Source organism: Streptomyces sp. MGP-P1, assembly GCF_057766565.1.
Window position 1 is genome coordinate 1,904,347 of record NZ_JBYMEM010000007.1, and the last position, 15,163, is coordinate 1,919,509.

The 15,163-nt window shown below is 71.9% G+C and carries 13 protein-coding genes and 1 pseudogene; 6 read left to right on the plus strand and 8 right to left on the minus strand.

Annotated features, from left to right (window positions below; genetic code table 11):
• Nucleotides 1-5: 5 nt before the first annotated feature.
• A complete protein-coding gene (locus AC3CH1_RS30045; protein ID WP_488465758.1) occupies nucleotides 6-1,028 on the minus strand; it encodes a phosphotransferase family protein in 1,023 nt (340 codons plus the stop codon).
• A gap of 168 nt (nucleotides 1,029-1,196) precedes the next feature.
• Here AC3CH1_RS30045 and AC3CH1_RS30050 point away from each other — a divergent pair, with 168 nt between their 5' ends.
• Both AC3CH1_RS30050 and AC3CH1_RS30055 read left to right on the plus strand, forming a co-directional pair.
• Nucleotides 1,197-2,486 (plus strand): enolase C-terminal domain-like protein, encoded by a 1,290-nt coding sequence (locus tag AC3CH1_RS30050; protein ID WP_488465759.1) that lies wholly within the window; start codon nucleotides 1,197-1,199, stop codon nucleotides 2,484-2,486.
• A gap of 91 nt (nucleotides 2,487-2,577) precedes the next feature.
• A complete protein-coding gene (locus AC3CH1_RS30055) occupies nucleotides 2,578-3,513 on the plus strand; it encodes an NADP-dependent oxidoreductase (RefSeq protein WP_488465760.1) in 936 nt (311 codons plus the stop codon).
• 182 nt (nucleotides 3,514-3,695) lie between these two features.
• Here the strand turns inward: AC3CH1_RS30055 and AC3CH1_RS30060 are convergent, their stop codons facing one another.
• The 3 genes from AC3CH1_RS30060 to AC3CH1_RS30070 form a co-directional block, all read right to left on the minus strand.
• Nucleotides 3,696-4,010 (minus strand): DUF202 domain-containing protein, encoded by a 315-nt coding sequence (locus tag AC3CH1_RS30060; RefSeq protein ID WP_488465761.1) that lies wholly within the window; start codon nucleotides 4,008-4,010, stop codon nucleotides 3,696-3,698.
• Nucleotides 4,007-4,402 (minus strand): YidH family protein, encoded by a 396-nt coding sequence (locus tag AC3CH1_RS30065; RefSeq protein ID WP_488465762.1) that lies wholly within the window; start codon nucleotides 4,400-4,402, stop codon nucleotides 4,007-4,009. The genes AC3CH1_RS30060 and AC3CH1_RS30065 overlap by 4 nt, the downstream gene beginning before the upstream one ends.
• Before the next feature lie 112 nt (nucleotides 4,403-4,514).
• Nucleotides 4,515-6,023, minus strand: a complete 1,509-nt coding sequence (locus AC3CH1_RS30070) for an alpha/beta hydrolase (protein WP_488465763.1) — start codon at nucleotides 6,021-6,023, stop codon at nucleotides 4,515-4,517.
• Nucleotides 6,024-6,193: 170 nt separating this feature from the next.
• On the opposite strand from AC3CH1_RS30070, the gene AC3CH1_RS30075 reads away from it, so the two are divergent.
• Nucleotides 6,194-6,946 carry a helix-turn-helix domain-containing protein gene (locus AC3CH1_RS30075; protein ID WP_488465764.1) on the plus strand — a complete coding sequence of 251 codons (753 nt, stop codon included), beginning with the start codon at nucleotides 6,194-6,196 and terminating at the stop codon, nucleotides 6,944-6,946.
• Between the two features lie 259 nt (nucleotides 6,947-7,205).
• Here the strand turns inward: AC3CH1_RS30075 and AC3CH1_RS30080 are convergent, their stop codons facing one another.
• The gene (locus AC3CH1_RS30080) at nucleotides 7,206-7,754 is read right to left on the minus strand and encodes an NUDIX domain-containing protein (protein ID WP_488465765.1); all 549 of its coding nucleotides are present in this window, start codon (nucleotides 7,752-7,754) and stop codon (nucleotides 7,206-7,208) included.
• A gap of 143 nt (nucleotides 7,755-7,897) precedes the next feature.
• On the opposite strand from AC3CH1_RS30080, the gene AC3CH1_RS30085 reads away from it, so the two are divergent.
• Entirely contained in the window at nucleotides 7,898-9,556 is a 1,659-nt protein-coding gene (locus AC3CH1_RS30085) for an FAD-binding dehydrogenase (RefSeq protein ID WP_488465766.1), read from the plus strand.
• Nucleotides 9,557-9,774: 218 nt separating this feature from the next.
• Here the strand turns inward: AC3CH1_RS30085 and AC3CH1_RS30090 are convergent.
• Nucleotides 9,775-10,199: pseudogene (locus tag AC3CH1_RS30090) on the minus strand (ASCH domain-containing protein).
• A 203-nt stretch (nucleotides 10,200-10,402) separates the two neighbouring features.
• Here AC3CH1_RS30090 and AC3CH1_RS30095 point away from each other — a divergent pair.
• Together AC3CH1_RS30095 and AC3CH1_RS30100 are read left to right on the plus strand one after the other, a co-directional pair.
• Nucleotides 10,403-11,374, plus strand: a complete 972-nt coding sequence (locus AC3CH1_RS30095) for a hypothetical protein (RefSeq protein WP_488465767.1) — start codon at nucleotides 10,403-10,405, stop codon at nucleotides 11,372-11,374.
• A gap of 91 nt (nucleotides 11,375-11,465) precedes the next feature.
• The gene (locus tag AC3CH1_RS30100) at nucleotides 11,466-13,037 is read left to right on the plus strand and encodes an APC family permease (RefSeq protein ID WP_488465768.1); all 1,572 of its coding nucleotides are present in this window, start codon (nucleotides 11,466-11,468) and stop codon (nucleotides 13,035-13,037) included.
• Nucleotides 13,038-13,115: 78 nt separating this feature from the next.
• Here the strand turns inward: AC3CH1_RS30100 and AC3CH1_RS30105 are convergent, their stop codons facing one another.
• Nucleotides 13,116-14,513, minus strand: coding sequence for a GntP family permease (locus AC3CH1_RS30105; protein WP_488465769.1), 1,398 nt, complete (start codon nucleotides 14,511-14,513; stop codon nucleotides 13,116-13,118).
• 11 nt (nucleotides 14,514-14,524) lie between these two features.
• Entirely contained in the window at nucleotides 14,525-15,034 is a 510-nt protein-coding gene (locus AC3CH1_RS30110) for a gluconokinase (RefSeq protein ID WP_488465770.1), read from the minus strand.
• Nucleotides 15,035-15,163: the final 129 nt, after the last annotated feature.

A 15,163-nucleotide genomic window follows, 5' to 3' on the forward strand; every position in this document is an offset into this window, starting at 1 on the left:
AGGGTTCAGCCTTCCTGGAGGGTGGTGAGGCCGTGCTCGATGAAGACGGGGACCAGATCGCCGATCCGGTCGAAGCCCGCGCCGACGGTCTGGCCGAGGGTGTAGCGGTAGTGGATGCCCTCCAGGATCACGGCCAGCTTGAACCACGCGAACGCGGTGTACCAGGAGAGGGCGGAGGTGTCCCGGCCCGAGCGGGCCGCGTAGCGCTCGATCAGCTCGGCGGGGGAGGGGTGCCCGGCCGCGCCGCTGGTGGTGGAGACGGGAGACTGGGGCAGGTCGAGGTCGGAGCTGTACATCACGAGCAGCCCGAGGTCGGTCAGCGGATCGCCGAGCGTGGACATCTCCCAGTCGAGGACGGCGTTGATCCGGTCGTCGGGGCCGAGCAGCACGTTGTCCAGGCGGTAGTCGCCGTGGACGACGGTGGGCGCGGGGGAGGAGGGCAGCCCGCGGCCCAGGGCGGCGTGCAGCTCGTCGATGCCCGCGAGCTCGCGGTTGCGGGAGGCGTCCAGCTGCTTGCCCCAACGCCGCACCTGCCGGTCCAGGAAGCCGTCGGGACGCCCGAAGTCCCCGAGCCCGACCGCCCCCGGGTCCACGGCGTGCAGGTCGACCAGGGTGTCGACGAGCCCGAGGACCGCCGCCCGGGTGCGCTCGGGGCCCAGCGGGGCGAGCTGCTCGGCGGTGCGGTAGGGGGTGCCCTCGACGTACTCCATCACGTAGAACGGGGCGCCGATCACGCTGTCGTCCTCGCAGAGCAGCAGCGGTTCCGGCACCGGGACGGCGGTGGGGTACAGGCCGCTGATCACCCGGTGCTCACGCGTCATGTCGTGCGCGGTGGCCAGCACATGGCCGAGCGGAGGCCTGCGCACCACCCACTGCCCCGTCCCGTCGCCGACGACGTAGGTCAGGTTCGAGCGACCGCCCTCGATCAGCCGCGCTTCGAGGGGCCCGCTCACCAGCCCCGGCCGCTCGCGGTCGAGATGTCCGCGCAGCGGTTCCGGGTCGAGACCTGGTGGGGGGAGTGAGCTCATGGTGCGTACCTCCGGGCGACGGAACAAGACGGTTGGGCGAGGCGACGGGACGATCGGGAACCATGATGCCGACCAGTCGGTATGCCGTCCAGTGCCCTCCCGTGATCCGGCGGCGCGGAAGCCGGTCCGACCCTTTCGGTGAAACTCATCCCTGAATAGAGTTCACGTATGAATACAGATGATCTGGTGATCGAGGGCGTCCGGCTCACCCCGATCCTCGTGTCCGACCCACCCCTGCTGAACACCCAGGGAGTCCACCAGCCGTACACACCGCGCCTGATCGTGGAGGTCCTCACCCGGGGCGGGACGACCGGCGTGGGGGAGACCTACGGCGACGGCGCCTACCTGGAGCCCGCGCGCTCCCTCGCCGCGGCGCTCCCGGGCCGGGCGGTCACCGATCTGAACGGGCTGTTCGCCCTGGCCGAGGAGGTGTGCGGCGCAGCGCGCGCCGCGGACGACCGGGTCGACGCCGGGGGGCTGCGCGGGGTCAGGAACGCGGAGAAGATCCGGCTCTCGGTCGTCTCCGCCCTCGAGGTCGCCTGCCTGGACGCCCTCGGCAAGGCCCGGGGCCTGCCCGTGCACGCCCTGCTCGGCGGCAAGGTCCGTGACACCGTCGAGTACAGCGCCTACCTCTTCTACCGCTGGGCCGCCCACCCCGGCCCCGGCGAGCGGGACGACTGGGGCGCGGCGCTCGACCCGGCCGGCGTCGTCGCCCAGGCCCGGCGCTTCGCCGACACCTACGGCTTCGGCTCCTTCAAGCTCAAGGGCGGCGTCTTCGAGCCCGACCGGGAGATCGCCGCGATCCACGCCCTGGCCGAGGCGTTCCCGGGCCGCCCGCTGCGCCTGGACCCGAACGGCGCCTGGTCCGTCCCCACCTCGCTGTACGTCGCCGAGCAGCTGAAGGGCGTCCTCGAATACCTGGAGGACCCCACCAGCGGCACGGCCGGCATGGCCGCCGTGTCGGCCGGCACCGACGTCCCGCTCGCCACCAACATGTGCGTCACCACCCTCGCCGAGGTACCCGAGGCCTTCGCCCGCGACGCCGTCCAGATCGTCCTGAGCGACCACCACTACTGGGGCGGACTGCACCGCACCCGGGAACTGGCGGCCATCTGCCGCACGTTCGGCGTCGGACTCTCCATGCACTCCAACACCCACCTCGGCATCAGCCTCGCCGCGATGACCCACGTCGCCGCGACGGTGCCGGACCTCGCTCACGCCTGCGACAGCCACTACCCCTGGCAGACCGAGGACGTCATCACCGAGCGCCACACCTTCACCGGGGGCCGGCTCACCGTCTCCGACGCCCCCGGCCTCGGCGTCGAACTGGACCGCGAGCGCCTGTCCGCCCTGCACCGGCGCTGGCTGGCGGACGAGACCCACCGGGAGCGCGACGACGCGGCGGCCATGCGCGCCGCCGACCCGCGGTGGACGACCCCGACGGTCCCGCGCTGGTGAGGACGCCGACGGTCCCGCGCCGCCGAGAGGGGTGGGCCCCGGCCGTACCCCCTGAGTTGCGGCGGCCCCGACCTGCACGGAAGGTCGAGGAATGAAGGCGATCAGCTACAGCGCGTACGGCTCCGCCGACGTCATGGAGTACGGCGAGCGGCCCGACCCGAAGGTCGGCCCCGACACGGTCCTGGTGAAGGTACGGGCCGCCGCCGTCAACCCGGTCGACTGGAAGGCCCGCGAGGGCTACCTCCAGGGTGGCCTCGAAGCCGTCTTCCCGGTGATCCCCGGCTGGGACGTCTCCGGGGTCGTCGTGCAACCGGGCGTCGCCGTGGACGAGTTCGCGGTCGGCGACGAGGTCATCGGCTACGTACGCGAGGACTTCCTCTCGCGCGGTACGTTCGCCGAGTACGTCGCCGCGCCCGTGCGCACCCTGGCCCGCAAGCCCCTGAGCCTGAGCTTCGAGGAGGCCGCGGGCCTGCCGCTGGCCGGGCTGACCGCCTACCAGGTGCTGCACCGCACCCTGAAGATCCGCGAAGGCGACACCGTCCTGGTCCACGCGGCGGCCGGCGGCGTCGGGTCGCTCGCCGTCCAGATCGCCCGGCACACCGGCTGCCGGGTGATCGGCACCGCGAGCCCCCGCAACCACGAGCACCTCCGCAGCCTCGGCGCGGAGCCCGTGGAGTACGGCGAGGGCCTCGTCGACCGGCTGCGCGCACTGGTCCCGGACGGCTTCGACGCCTCCTTCGACACGGTGGGCGGCGACGCCCTGCGGGCCTCCGCCGACACCCTCGCCCCGGGCGGCAGGCTCGCCTCCATCGCGGACGGCGAGGTCTTCTCCTACGGCGGCCGTTACGCCTTCGTGCGCCCCGACGCCGACGACCTGGCCCAGGTCGCGGAACTGGCCGAACGGGGCATCGTCACCGTCCATGTGGACCGGGTGTTCCCGCTGGAGCAGGCCGCCGACGCGTACCGGCTCAACGAGGAGGGGCGGACCCGCGGCAAGATCGTGGTGACGGTGGACTGGGACGGCTGAGGAGCCCGCCGGCGTCCCGGTTCGCTCAAGAACAGCCCGGCCGCGCGGGTCCGGCTCGGCTTCGAGAACAGCCTGGCCGCCCGCGTCCGGCCCGCGTCCGGCCCGGCTCGGCTGGGCTCGGCTCGGCTCGGCTCGGAAAGAGTCCGGCCGCCCGCGTCCGGCCCGGACGACCGGTCCGGGCCTCAGAACAGCATCGCCGCGGCGAACACCGCCAGCGCCACCGTGCACAGCGTCGCCGCCAGCGCTCCTCGCGGGGCGAGCGGCTCCGGCCGCGCCGCCTCCATTCGCAGCATCCGACGGTGGGCCACCACCAGGAAACCCAGCCAGGCCGCAGCGCTCAGCGCCACCGCGACCACCGCGGCCGGGGTCGCCCCGCCGAGCAGCGCCTGCCGCACCGCGAGCAGCGCGACGACCGTGGCCGACAGCGTCGTACGCCGCCAGGCCAGCCGGGTCCGCTCGGGCTGCAGCCCGGGATCCCGGTCCGCCGTCGCCGTCACACGCCCTCCCAGCCGAAGAGGACCACCACCACCATCGCCACGGCGACGACGGCGACCACCAGGCTCAGCAGCGTCGGGAACCGGGACACCGGCAGGTCCTCGCCCCGCCGCATCGCCCGCTCGCACCGCACCCAGTGGTTGACCGCCCGCAGCGCGCAGAGCACCCCGGCCGCGAGCAGCCCGAGCGCGAGCCCGGCCCGGGCGCCCCACACGAGCTCCGGCAGGAACTGGTCGACGGCGAAACCCCCGCCGATCAGGGCCAGCGCCGTCCGGATCCAGGCGAGGAACGTCCGCTCGTTGGCCAGCGAAAAGCGGTAGTCGGGGGTGTCCCCCTCGTCCCGGATCCGCTGCGGCGCGAACCACAGCCGTACGCTCTGCACGATCTTGTCCACACCTGGAACCCTAGTACCAACGTCGCTCAGGCCCGGGCGACGGCGTCTACCAGGTCCCGCCGCACACGTCTGTCCGATACGGGCACCCCACGGCGACGGCCTGCGGGGAAGGTCAGTCCGCTCGGCAGAACGTGTCCTTGGTGGGCATCCGGCCCTCGACGAGGTAACGCGTGGCGGTGTTCAGGGCGCAGGAGTTCTTGCCCAGGACGTACACGCCGTGCCCACTGTCGTCGACAGTGACCAACCGCGCCCGGTCGCCGAACTTCTCGCGCAGCATCTTCCCGCCCCGCAGCGGGGTCGACGCGTCCCGCCGGTTCTGCAGGAGCAGCACGTTGCGGGGGCCCTCGGCGTTGATCTTCACCGGGGGTTCGGCGGGGGCGTACGGCCAGAAGGCACACGGGGTGATGTTGGCGGTGGCGGCGCCGAACAGCGGGTGGCGTTCGCGGTCCGCGGTGACGCCCCGCCGGTAGGTGTTGACGTCCTCGGGCCACTCGATGTCGTTGCAGGTGACGGAGAGGAACACGGTCAGGGCGTTGTCGTTCGGCGACGACGTCCCGTCACCCGTCTCCTCGGGGACGGGTGACAGGGCGCGGGCCGCCGTCCGGTCGCCTTCGCGCAGCGCCTGCCAGGTCTGCGCCAACTTGGGGTACTGCGACTGCTTGAACAGGTGGCTGAACGTCAGGAGCCGGAAGAGGCTGCCGTCGATCCCCGCGACCGGAGTGCCGTCGAGCACGCCGGCGATGGCGAGGTAGGAAGCCCGGACCTGTTCGGGGGTGCGGCCCAGGCCGTAACTGTCGTGCCGGCGGGCGGCCCATCGCGCGAAGTCCGGCAGGGTCTGCTCCATGCCGAGCGCGTAGCGGCGCAGGCCGTCGCGGTCGAGGTGGGTGTCTCCGATGTTGCTGTCGAGCACGATCCGGTCGGCTCGCTCGGGGAACATCGACGCGTACGCGGCGCCGAGTGCCGTGCCGTAGGAGTAGCCCAGGTAGCTGGTCGTCTCCTCGTCGAGCGCGGCCCGGATCCGGTCCAGGTCGCGGGCGGTGTTCGCCGTGGTGAGGTGGCGCAGCGTGCCGTCGTAGTTGGCCGCGCACTGCTCGGCGGCCTGCTCGGCGACTTTCGCCTGTGCGGTGACCGCGGCGTCGTCGACCGCGTACGGCGGGATGTTGGAGTAGTAGGGGCTGTCCGTGGTGAAGCCGCAGCTGACCGGTGTGGAACGGCCCGTCCCACGGGTGTCCATGCCGATCAGGTCGTAGCGGTCGGTGACGCCGGTGGGCAGGCCCTGGGCCACCAGCAGCGCGGAGAGCGCCAGCCCGGACCCCCCGGGGCCGCCCGGATTGAGCATGAGGACGCCACGCCGTTCGTCCGGGTCGGCGGCGGCCAGCCGGGAGACGCTCAGGTCGATCTGCTTCCCCTCCGGGTCGGCGTAGTCCAGCGGGACGGGCACGGTGGCGCACCGCAGCTCGGTCGGAGCCGCTTCGGCCACGACGTCGTCGGGGCACTGGCCCCACTTCAGCGGCGGCGCTTCGGGCTCCCCGGCGGCGGCGGGCACCGCGGCGAGCGAACCGCCGAGGCCGAGGACCACCAAGAGGGCCAGGCTCCGGCCCGCTCTGCCTTGTCGTTTCATGTCCAGTCTCCGCATCCGGTTCGTGGTCGTGGTCCTGGCCATCCCACCGCGTGCCCTTGGGGCAGGGTCAACAAGGACCGGCGTGGAACCGGCCGGTGGTTGACTGTGCCCCCAGGGCACGGTCTTGAATGGCTGCGGGGGGGGGGAAGACGCTGGAGAAGGGGCTCCCGGTGGGCTGGAGTACGCGTCAGCTGGCGGAACTCGCGGGCACGACGACCAAGGCCGTGCGGCACTACCACGAGATCGGCCTGTTGGACGAGCCGGAACGGGCGTCCAACGGCTACAAGCGGTACGGCGTCAGCCATCTGGTCCGCCTGCTGCGCATCCGCAGACTGACCGACCTCGGCGTGGCCCTCGCGGATGTCCCGTCGGTCGAGAGCGGCGACGAGAAGGCACGGCAGATCCTCCGTGACCTGGACGCCGAACTCGCTGCGGACATCGAACGCCGGCAGCGGATGCGGCGGGAACTGGCGGCCGTCATGGAGAACCGGGCCGCGCTCGACATGCCCCAGCAGTTCAGGACACTCGCCGACGATCTGCCCGAGACCCAGCGGTCGCTGCTGATGGCCTACTCCAGCATCCTCACCCCCGTGGCGATGGCCGCCCTCCAGGAACAGCTCGCGGGACCTCGCCGGGATCTCGAAGGGGAATTCGCGGCACTCGACGAGGACACCCCCGAAGAAGTGCGGCAGCGGCTGGCGGAACGAATGGCGCCCGGTGTCCGCCAACAGCACAGGGACCATCCCGGCCTGGCCGACCTGGCGTACTCCTCGCGCCGGGAGCCGGCGGTCGCCGAGTCGGTCGTCGTGCACGCGCTGGTCGAGTACTACAACCGCGCCCACCTCGATGTGCTGCAACGCGTCCACGCGATCCTCTTCGAGGACGACACCGCGCAGAGCGAACAAGACGAGGCCCGGGACTGAGAGCCCGCGCCGGGACTGAGAGCCCGCGCCGGGACTGAAAGCCCGCGCCGGGACCGAGAGCCGGCGCCGGGACCGAGAGCCGGCGCGTACCTCGCCTCCGTGGCCGGGGCCGGCCGCCCTGCATGATCGTCCGGCTACTCGACGCGGGCTGCCGCAAAGCACTGTCGCGGACAGACTCCCGGACGCCCGCCACGCACACGTTCCACGAGTACGGGAGGCTACTCACCGACCGGGCCCGCTCAACCCCGGTCAGCCCCGGTCAGTCCCGCGCGGACCCGTTCGAGGCGGCCGAGTCCGGTCGAGCCGCCCGGAACTCCCGCAGCCGCCGGTACGCCTCCACCCCGTCGGGCACCCAGGGCCACTCGTCGAGCCGCCGCTCCAGCTCCGCGTCGTCCAGGAACGTGTGCCAGGCGACCTCCTCCACCTGCGGGGAGACCGGCGGCTCGCACCGCACCCGGTAGACGGCGGACCACCAGGTGTGCGCCGCGTCGGCGTAGAGGAACCGGAACAGCGGCTCGGGCCGCGGCAGCCCCGAGACCCCCAGCTCCTCCTCCGCCTCGCGCAGCGCCGCCTCGTCGTACGACTCGCCCGCCCCCACCACCCCGCCGACGAACATGTCGTAGTGCGAGGGGAAGACCAGCTTCGTGGGCGTACGCCGATGGACGAAGACCCGCCCCTCGGCGTCGCGCGCCTCGATGAACACACAGCGGTGCCGCAGCCCCCGCGCGGTCGCCTCGCCGCGCGGGGCCTGCCCGATGACCTCGTCTCTCTCGTCGACGATGTCCAGGATCTCGTCAGAGGGCGTCATACGTTTCATCCAACAGCACCCGGACGGTTGACGTGGCCCCGGCGGGTACCCAAGATCTGACGCACGGGTAACTTGAACGTTCCGCCGGTCCGGTGGGCCGACCTTCCCCGCCCGCCCCGAGCCACCCCGACAGGACGGAACTCATGGCGTACGACGCTGATGTGATCGTGATCGGGGCAGGACTCGCCGGGCTCGTGGCCACCGCCGAACTGGTCGACGCCGGCCGTTCCGTGATCCTCCTCGACCAGGAGCCCGAGCAGTCCATCGGCGGCCAGGCGCACTGGTCCTTCGGCGGTCTCTTCCTCGTGGACTCGCCCGAACAGCGTCGGCTGCGGATCAAGGACAGCCGGGAGCTGGCCCTCCAGGACTGGTACGGCACGGCGGGCTTCGATCGGGAGACCGAGGACCGCTGGCCGCGTAAGTGGGCCGAGGCGTACGTCGACTTCGCCGCCGGCGAGAAGCGCTCCTGGCTGCACCAGCAGGGGCTGCGCATCTTCCCGGTCGTCGGCTGGGCGGAACGCGGCGGCTACGACGCGATGGGCCACGGCAACTCCGTACCCCGCTTCCACATCACCTGGGGCACCGGCCCCGGCGTCGTCGCGCCCTTCGAACGGCGGGTCCGCGAGGGCGTCGCCAAGGGGCTCGTTCAGCTGAGGTTCCGCCACCGCGTCACCGGCCTCGCCCGCACTGCCGGGGCGCTCGACACGGTCACCGGCGAGATCCTGGAACCCAGCGCCGCCGAGCGCGGCACCGCGAGCAGCCGGGAGGCCACGGCCCCCTTCGAGCTGAAGGCACAGGCGGTGATCGTCACCTCCGGCGGCATCGGCGGCAACCACGACCTGGTCCGCGCCCAGTGGCCCGAGCGTCTGGGCACTCCGCCCGAGAAGATGCTGTCCGGGGTGCCCGCGCACGTCGACGGACTGATGCTCGGCATCGCCGAGAAGGCGGGCGCGCACCACATCAACCGCGACCGGATGTGGCACTACACCGAGGGCATCGAGAACTGGAACCCGATCTGGGCCCGGCACGGCATCCGGATCCTGCCCGGGCCCTCGTCGCTCTGGCTGGACGCGCGCGGCAAGCGCCTGCCGGTCCCGCTCTTCCCCGGCTTCGACACGCTCGGCACCCTCGAACACATCATGGGCTCCGGCCACGGCTACACCTGGTTCGTGCTCAACCAACGCATCATCGGCAAGGAGTTCGCGCTCTCCGGCTCCGAGCAGAACCCGGACCTGACCGGCAAGTCGGTCCGCGACGTGATCGGCAGGGCCCGCGCGGACGTGCCCGCACCGGTCAAGGCGTTCATGGACCACGGAGCGGACTTCGTCGTGGAGAAGGAACTCGGCGCGCTGGTCCGGGGCATGAACGCGGTCACCGGCGACGACCTCATCGACGAGGCGAGCCTGCGCCGCGAGATCACCGCCCGTGACCGGGAGATCGCCAACCCCTTCACCAAGGACCTCCAGGTCACCGCGGTCCACGGGGCCCGCGCCTACCTCGGCGACCGCCTCATCCGCACCGCGAAACCGCACCGCGTCCTGGACCCGGCGGCGGGCCCGCTGATCGCGGTCCGGCTCAACATCCTCACCCGCAAGTCCCTGGGCGGCCTGGAGACCGACCTGTCCTCCCGCGTCCTCGACCCCGAGGGCGCCCCGCTCCCCGGCCTGTACGCGGCGGGCGAGGCGGCGGGCTTCGGCGGCGGCGGAGTCCACGGCTACCGCTCCCTGGAGGGCACGTTCCTGGGCGGCTGCATCTTCTCCGGCAGGGCGGCGGGCCGGGCAGCGGCGCAAGCGACTGCGTAACGCCCCGACCGGGGCCGCTGTGCGAGCCTCCCCCGATCGCTGAGGACCTGGCCCCGAACCTCAAGCCCTCCGGGCCGCGTTGCGAGCCCCCCGGCCATCGGACCGGGCCGGCACTTCAAGCCCCTCCGGCGATTGAGGAGCGGGGCCCGGGGCAGCGCCCCGGCGGCCACCCGGCCGAAGGCCCCGCCCCCACCCCGCGGACGAACCGGACCCCGCCCTCACCCCAACCGCTCGACCACCCGAAACCGCTCCGCGACGATCAGCGTCCCGTCGTCCACCGTGAACCCCGGATCCCCCAACGCCTCCCGCATCTCCTCGCTGTGCCAGAACCGCTCGTGCCCCGCCCGCCATTCGGCCACCGACCGGTATCCCTCGCCCTCGTCGAGCGCATGCTGGAGATCCACCTCCCCCAGGGGCAGTACCCGTACGTCGATCAGCTCCAGCACCGCCACCTCCCGCCCTTCCGAGTCGATCAGCGCGGAGCGTTCGCCCACGGGGGAAGCTCCTCCTGCTCCCGTTCGTACTCGGCCAACAGCCCGGAGGTGGACACCTTCTCGCCGGAGAGGACCGCCGCCACCAGCCGGTCGCGCAACGGCCCCGGAAAGGCGAGAAGGAAAGGGCTGAGGGGTTCGCGGGGTTCCATGTCCTCAGTGTGTCAGGCGCCACTCCGCGCCCACCGACCCGGCCGCACGCTGCGCGAACACCCCGCCCGATGGGGCGCAATCCAGCCAAGTAGCGGAAAAGTGCACAGAGTTGACATCAAGCGCCCCTTGACGGGGAGCATTGCCTACCGCTTTGCTGTGCGCGATCATCCGCTCGCACACCGCATCGAAAGAAGCCTGCGGCATGCCCCCGCCTCCGCCGCCCCTGGGCCGCTCCCGCCGTCGGGGCAGCCGCTCGGACCACGTCTTCGACCTGGCCCTCGACGACGATGAACTCATCGCCGCACGAGGCCGGTTCGTTCAGGGAAGATGGTCCGAGGCCCGCACCCTGCTCGTGGGCACCGGGCGGGACTGGGACCGCCGCGGACACCGCGTGCTGGCCCTCGCCGAGACCCCGTCCGCCGTGGACTGGGCCGGTGACTGGCTGCTCGTCGAACCCGAGAGCGCCGACGCCGCCACCCTCCTCGGCTGCGCCCGGGTCGCCCGCGCGCTGCGGCCCAAGGCCAAGGCGAACGACGCCGCCCGTGCCCGGGAAGCCTGCCTGGCCGCCGCCCGTCTCCTCCCCGACGACCCCACCCCCTGGCTCGCGCTGCTCCTCCTGGACCGGGGCCGCGACGACGGGGCGGACGAGACCGGCCGGCTCTTCGAGGAGGTGCGCTCCCGCCACCCCGACCACCATCACGCCCACCACGTGATGACCGCTCTGCTGGCCGAGAGCAACCCCGCCAGCGGCCACGACCCCCTCCACGAGGTGTACGACTTCGCCGCCTGGGCCGCCGAACTGGCCCCCGCCGACTCCCCGTTGTCCGTTCTCCCGGTCATCGCCCACGCCGAGCGCTACCGCGTCCTGGTCGCCGCCGGCATCGAGCCCGGCGACCCGGCGCTCTCCGGGCACTGGTCCGGACGGCGGGCCCGCCAGGTGATGAAGGCCGCCTTCGACTGGTGGCTGGAATGGGAGCGCGAGGACCACCCGCGTCACCGCCTCGACCTGAACTTCCTGGCCCACGCCAAGGTCTGCGAGGGCCGGCCCGCCGAGGCCGCCGCCCTCTTCCACCGCATCGGCCCGTACGCCACCGCCGCGCCCTGGTCGTACTCCGGACGGGAGCCCCACGCCGCGTTCGTCGCCGCGCGCGCCTACGCGCTCGGCACCCGGTGAAGCGCCCGTGAAGCGCCCGTGAAGGGCCCGCGAAGCACCCCGTGATCCACGAAAGGCACCACCCCACCACGAAGAAGGGACCCATCCCGCCATGTCGAGGGGCAGTTCGATTTCCAGCGAGACCGGCAGCACGAGGGCGACGGCCGACACCGGCGGGATCAACACCTACAAGGGCGAGGAACGAGCCCTGCGGGCGAACCGGCTCGGCACCCCCGGACTCCTGCTGTCGGTGATCGCGGCCAGCGCCCCCCTGATGGTGGTCGCGGGAGTGATGCCCACGGTCTTCGGCGTGATGGGCATCGTCGGCCAGCCGCTGCTCTACCTCATCCTGGGCGTCGTCCTGATGCTGTTCAGCGTCGGCTACGCGGAGATGAGCCGGCACGTCCACAACGCCGGCGCGTTCTACGCGTACATCGCCCGCGGGCTCGGCCCGACCGCCGGCGCCGGAGCCTCGCTGGTGGCGTTGGTCGCGTACAGCGCGATGCAGGTCGGCATCTACGGAATCCTCGGCTTCGAGGTCTCCGGCATCTTCGCCACGTATCTCGACATCGAGCTGGCGTGGTGGATCCCGGCCCTGGTCGCGGCGGCCGTCGTCGGCGCCCTCGGCTGGCTGAAGATCGACCTCAACGCCAAGGTGCTCGGCGTCCTGCTGGTCATCGAGTGCGCCCTCGTCGTGATCTTCGACATCGCCGCCGTGAGCAAGCCCGGCCCCGAGGGCCTGTCGCTGCACGCCTTCAACCCCGAGACCCTCACCGGCGCCGGGCTCGGCACCGCGCTCTGCTTCTGCATCGCCGCGTTCGTCGGCTTCGAGCAGGCCCCGGTGTACGCGGAGGAGACCAGCCGCCCGCAGATCGTGGTGTCCCGGGTGATGTTCCTCGCGGTGGGCTACGCCGCGCTGTTCCTGGCGATCAGCTCCTGGGCCCTCACCGTCGCCGCCGGACCCGGCTCCATCGTCGACACCTCCCTCAAGGAGGGCCCCGGCATGCTGTTCGGCCTCACCGAGGAGCGGCTCGGCTCCACCTTCACCGACGTGCTGCACGTCCTGTTCGTCACCGGGATGTTCGCCGCGCTCCTCAGCTTCCACAACGTCGTCGCCCGCTACGCGTTCGCCATGGGCCGCGAGGGGCTGCTGCCCGCCCGCTTCGGCCGCACCAACCGGGCGAGCGGCGCCCCCGGCACCGGCTCGCTGCTCCAGACCGTCGTCTCCGTGGTGATCATCCTGGCGTTCGCGTTCACCGACGACAAGCCGGTCGGCGACCCCACCGCCCCCGTCCTGCGGCTGTTCACCTGGATGGGCAACGTCGGGGCGCTGGGCGTCATCCTGCTCATGGCCGCCGCCTCCTTCGCCGTCATCGCCTTCTTCGTCAAGCGCGGCGCGGGCCGCGCGCAGGCCCCGCGCCTGGTCGCCTCCGGCCTCGCCGGACTCGCGCTCCTGACGATCGCCGTCTTCACCCTCCGCGACTTCGACGTCCTCGTCGGCTCCGGCCCCGGTTCGGCCCTCAGCCGGCTGCTGCCGGGCGTGATCATCCTCGCGCTCGTCGGAGGCCTCGTGTACGGGGCGGTGCTGCGCTCGGTCAAGCCCGAGGTGCACGCCCGCATCGGCCTCGGCAACGAGGCTTTCCAGCTGGAGAAGGCGGCCGAGAGCGATTCGGCCCGCCGCTGACGACTCCCGTACGCACGCGAGACGCCCGCCCCGGTGCCGTACCGGGGCGGGCGTCTCGTCCTTGCCGTACGGGAAGGGCTACAGCAACAGCGAGAGCAGCAGGATGAAGGCCATGGCCACCACGGAGATGATCGTCTCCATCACCGACCAGGTCTTCACGGTCTGGCCGACGTCCATGCCGAAGTACTCCTTCACCAGCCAGAACCCGGCGTCGTTGACATGGCTGAAGAAGAGCGAACCGGCGCCGACGGCCAGCACCAGCAGGGCCGCGTGCGAGGTCGACATGTCGGCGGCCAGGGGGGCGACCAGACCGGCGGCCGAGATGGTGGCGACGGTGGCCGAGCCGGTGGCGAGGCGGATCGCGACGGCGATCAGCCAGCCGAGCAGCAGGGCCGGGATCGACCAGTTCTCGGAGAACTCCAGGATCATCTGACCCACCCCGGCGTCGATCAGCGTCTGCTTGAAGCCGCCGCCCGCCCCGACGATGAGCAGGATTCCGGCGATCGGGGCGAGGGACTTCTCCACCGTGCCGGCGAGCCGGTCCTTGGTGAACCCGGCGGCCCGGCCGAGCGTGAACATCCCGACGAGGACGGCCGCGAGCAGGGCGATCAGCGGCGAACCGATGACCGCGGTGACCTTCTGGAGACCGTTGTCGGGGTTGTCGACCACGATCTCGACGAGCGCGTTCAGCAGCATCAGGACGACCGGGAGCAGGATGGTCGCCAGGGTCGCGCCGAAGCTCGGACGGCGGTCCAGGTCCTCGGAGGGGCGCTGCGGGATCATGTTCTCCGGCGGCTTGATGTCCACCCAGCGCGCGGCGTAGCGGGAGAAGACCGGACCGGCGATGATCACCGTCGGAATGGCGACCAGCACGCCGAGCGCCAGCGTCACGCCGAGGTTGGCGTCCAGGGCGTCGATCGCGACCAGCGGGCCGGGGTGCGGCGGGATCAGTCCGTGCATCACGGAGAGTCCGGCCAGCGCGGGGATGCCGATCCGCATCAGGGAGTAGTTGCCGCGCTTGGCGACGAGCAGGACGACCGGGATCATCAGCACGATCCCGACCTCGAAGAACAGCGGCAGACCGATGATCGAGGCGATCAGCACCATCGCCCACGGCATGACCCGGCCGCTGGCCTTCGCGAGGATGGTGTCGACGACCTGGTCGGCCCCGCCCGAGTCGGCGAGCAGTTTGCCGAGGATCGCGCCGAGCGCGATCAGGACGCCCACGCCCGCGACGGTGGAGCCGAGGCCCGCGGTGAAGCTGAGGATCGTGTCGGCCGGAGCGGCTCCCGCGAAGGAGCCGAGCGCCAGCGAACCGATGGTCAGCGCCAGGAACGCGTGCATCTTGAGCTTGGTGATGAGGAGAACGATGACGGCGATGCCCGCCAGGACGGCGATGCCCAACTGAGCGTTGCCTGCCGAGGTGATCGGTTCGGCGGCTTCCGCTGCCAGCATCTCGACGCTGAGACTGGTCACGGTGATGGTCCTTAACTATCGAGCCGGCGCAGCGCGGCGACGGCTCGGCGGGTGATTTCCTCGGGGGTGCCGGACACGTCGACGCTCACCCCGGCCTCGTCGGCCTGGAGCGGCTGCAACGTCGCGAACTGCGAGTCGAGCAGCGCGGTGGGCATGAAGTGGCCCTTGCGGTCCGCCATCCGCTCCTCGATCAGCGCCCGGTCACCGGTCAGATGCAGGAAGACGGCGTCCGGCGCCCCGTCCCGCAGCCGGTCCCGGTAGACCCGCTTGAGCGCGGAGCTGGAGACGACCCCGCCGAGCCCGGCCCGCCCGTGCGCCCACGCGCCGATGGCGTCCAGCCAGGGCCACCGGTCGTCGTCGTCCAAGGGGGTGCCGGCCGACATCTTGGCGATGTTCGCCGGAGGATGGAAGTCGTCGCCCTCGGCGTACGGAACGCCGAGTTCGGCGGCGAGCAGGGGACCGATCGTGGTCTTGCCGGTTCCTGCTACGCCCATCACCACGACGACGTGGGGGGTGCTCATGGGGGGTGCCGTGTTCATGGGTGTCTCGCTGTCTTCTTCGACATCGGTCCGTCGCGCTACTGAAACCTATTAGGTACGACTTATTCAAGAGTCTGTGACGTAAACGTCGTACTTATTGTTCCCGAGGGT

What these genes read in the sequence shown, in the direction of transcription:
- AC3CH1_RS30085 (WP_488465766.1), top strand. Translation starts at nt 7,898, where the DNA reads ATGGCGTACGACGCTGATGTGATCGTGATCGGGGCAGGACTCGCCGGG.
- AC3CH1_RS30110 (WP_488465770.1), bottom strand. Translation starts at nt 15,034, where the DNA reads ATGAGCACCCCCCACGTCGTCGTGGTGATGGGCGTAGCAGGAACCGGC.
- AC3CH1_RS30070 (WP_488465763.1), bottom strand. Translation starts at nt 6,023, where the DNA reads ATGAAACGACAAGGCAGAGCGGGCCGGAGCCTGGCCCTCTTGGTGGTC.
- AC3CH1_RS30055 (WP_488465760.1), top strand. Translation starts at nt 2,578, where the DNA reads ATGAAGGCGATCAGCTACAGCGCGTACGGCTCCGCCGACGTCATGGAG.
- AC3CH1_RS30100 (WP_488465768.1), top strand. Translation starts at nt 11,466, where the DNA reads ATGTCGAGGGGCAGTTCGATTTCCAGCGAGACCGGCAGCACGAGGGCG.
- AC3CH1_RS30095 (WP_488465767.1), top strand. Translation starts at nt 10,403, where the DNA reads ATGCCCCCGCCTCCGCCGCCCCTGGGCCGCTCCCGCCGTCGGGGCAGC.
- AC3CH1_RS30080 (WP_488465765.1), bottom strand. Translation starts at nt 7,754, where the DNA reads ATGACGCCCTCTGACGAGATCCTGGACATCGTCGACGAGAGAGACGAG.
- AC3CH1_RS30045 (WP_488465758.1), bottom strand. Translation starts at nt 1,028, where the DNA reads ATGAGCTCACTCCCCCCACCAGGTCTCGACCCGGAACCGCTGCGCGGA.
- AC3CH1_RS30050 (WP_488465759.1), top strand. Translation starts at nt 1,197, where the DNA reads ATGAATACAGATGATCTGGTGATCGAGGGCGTCCGGCTCACCCCGATC.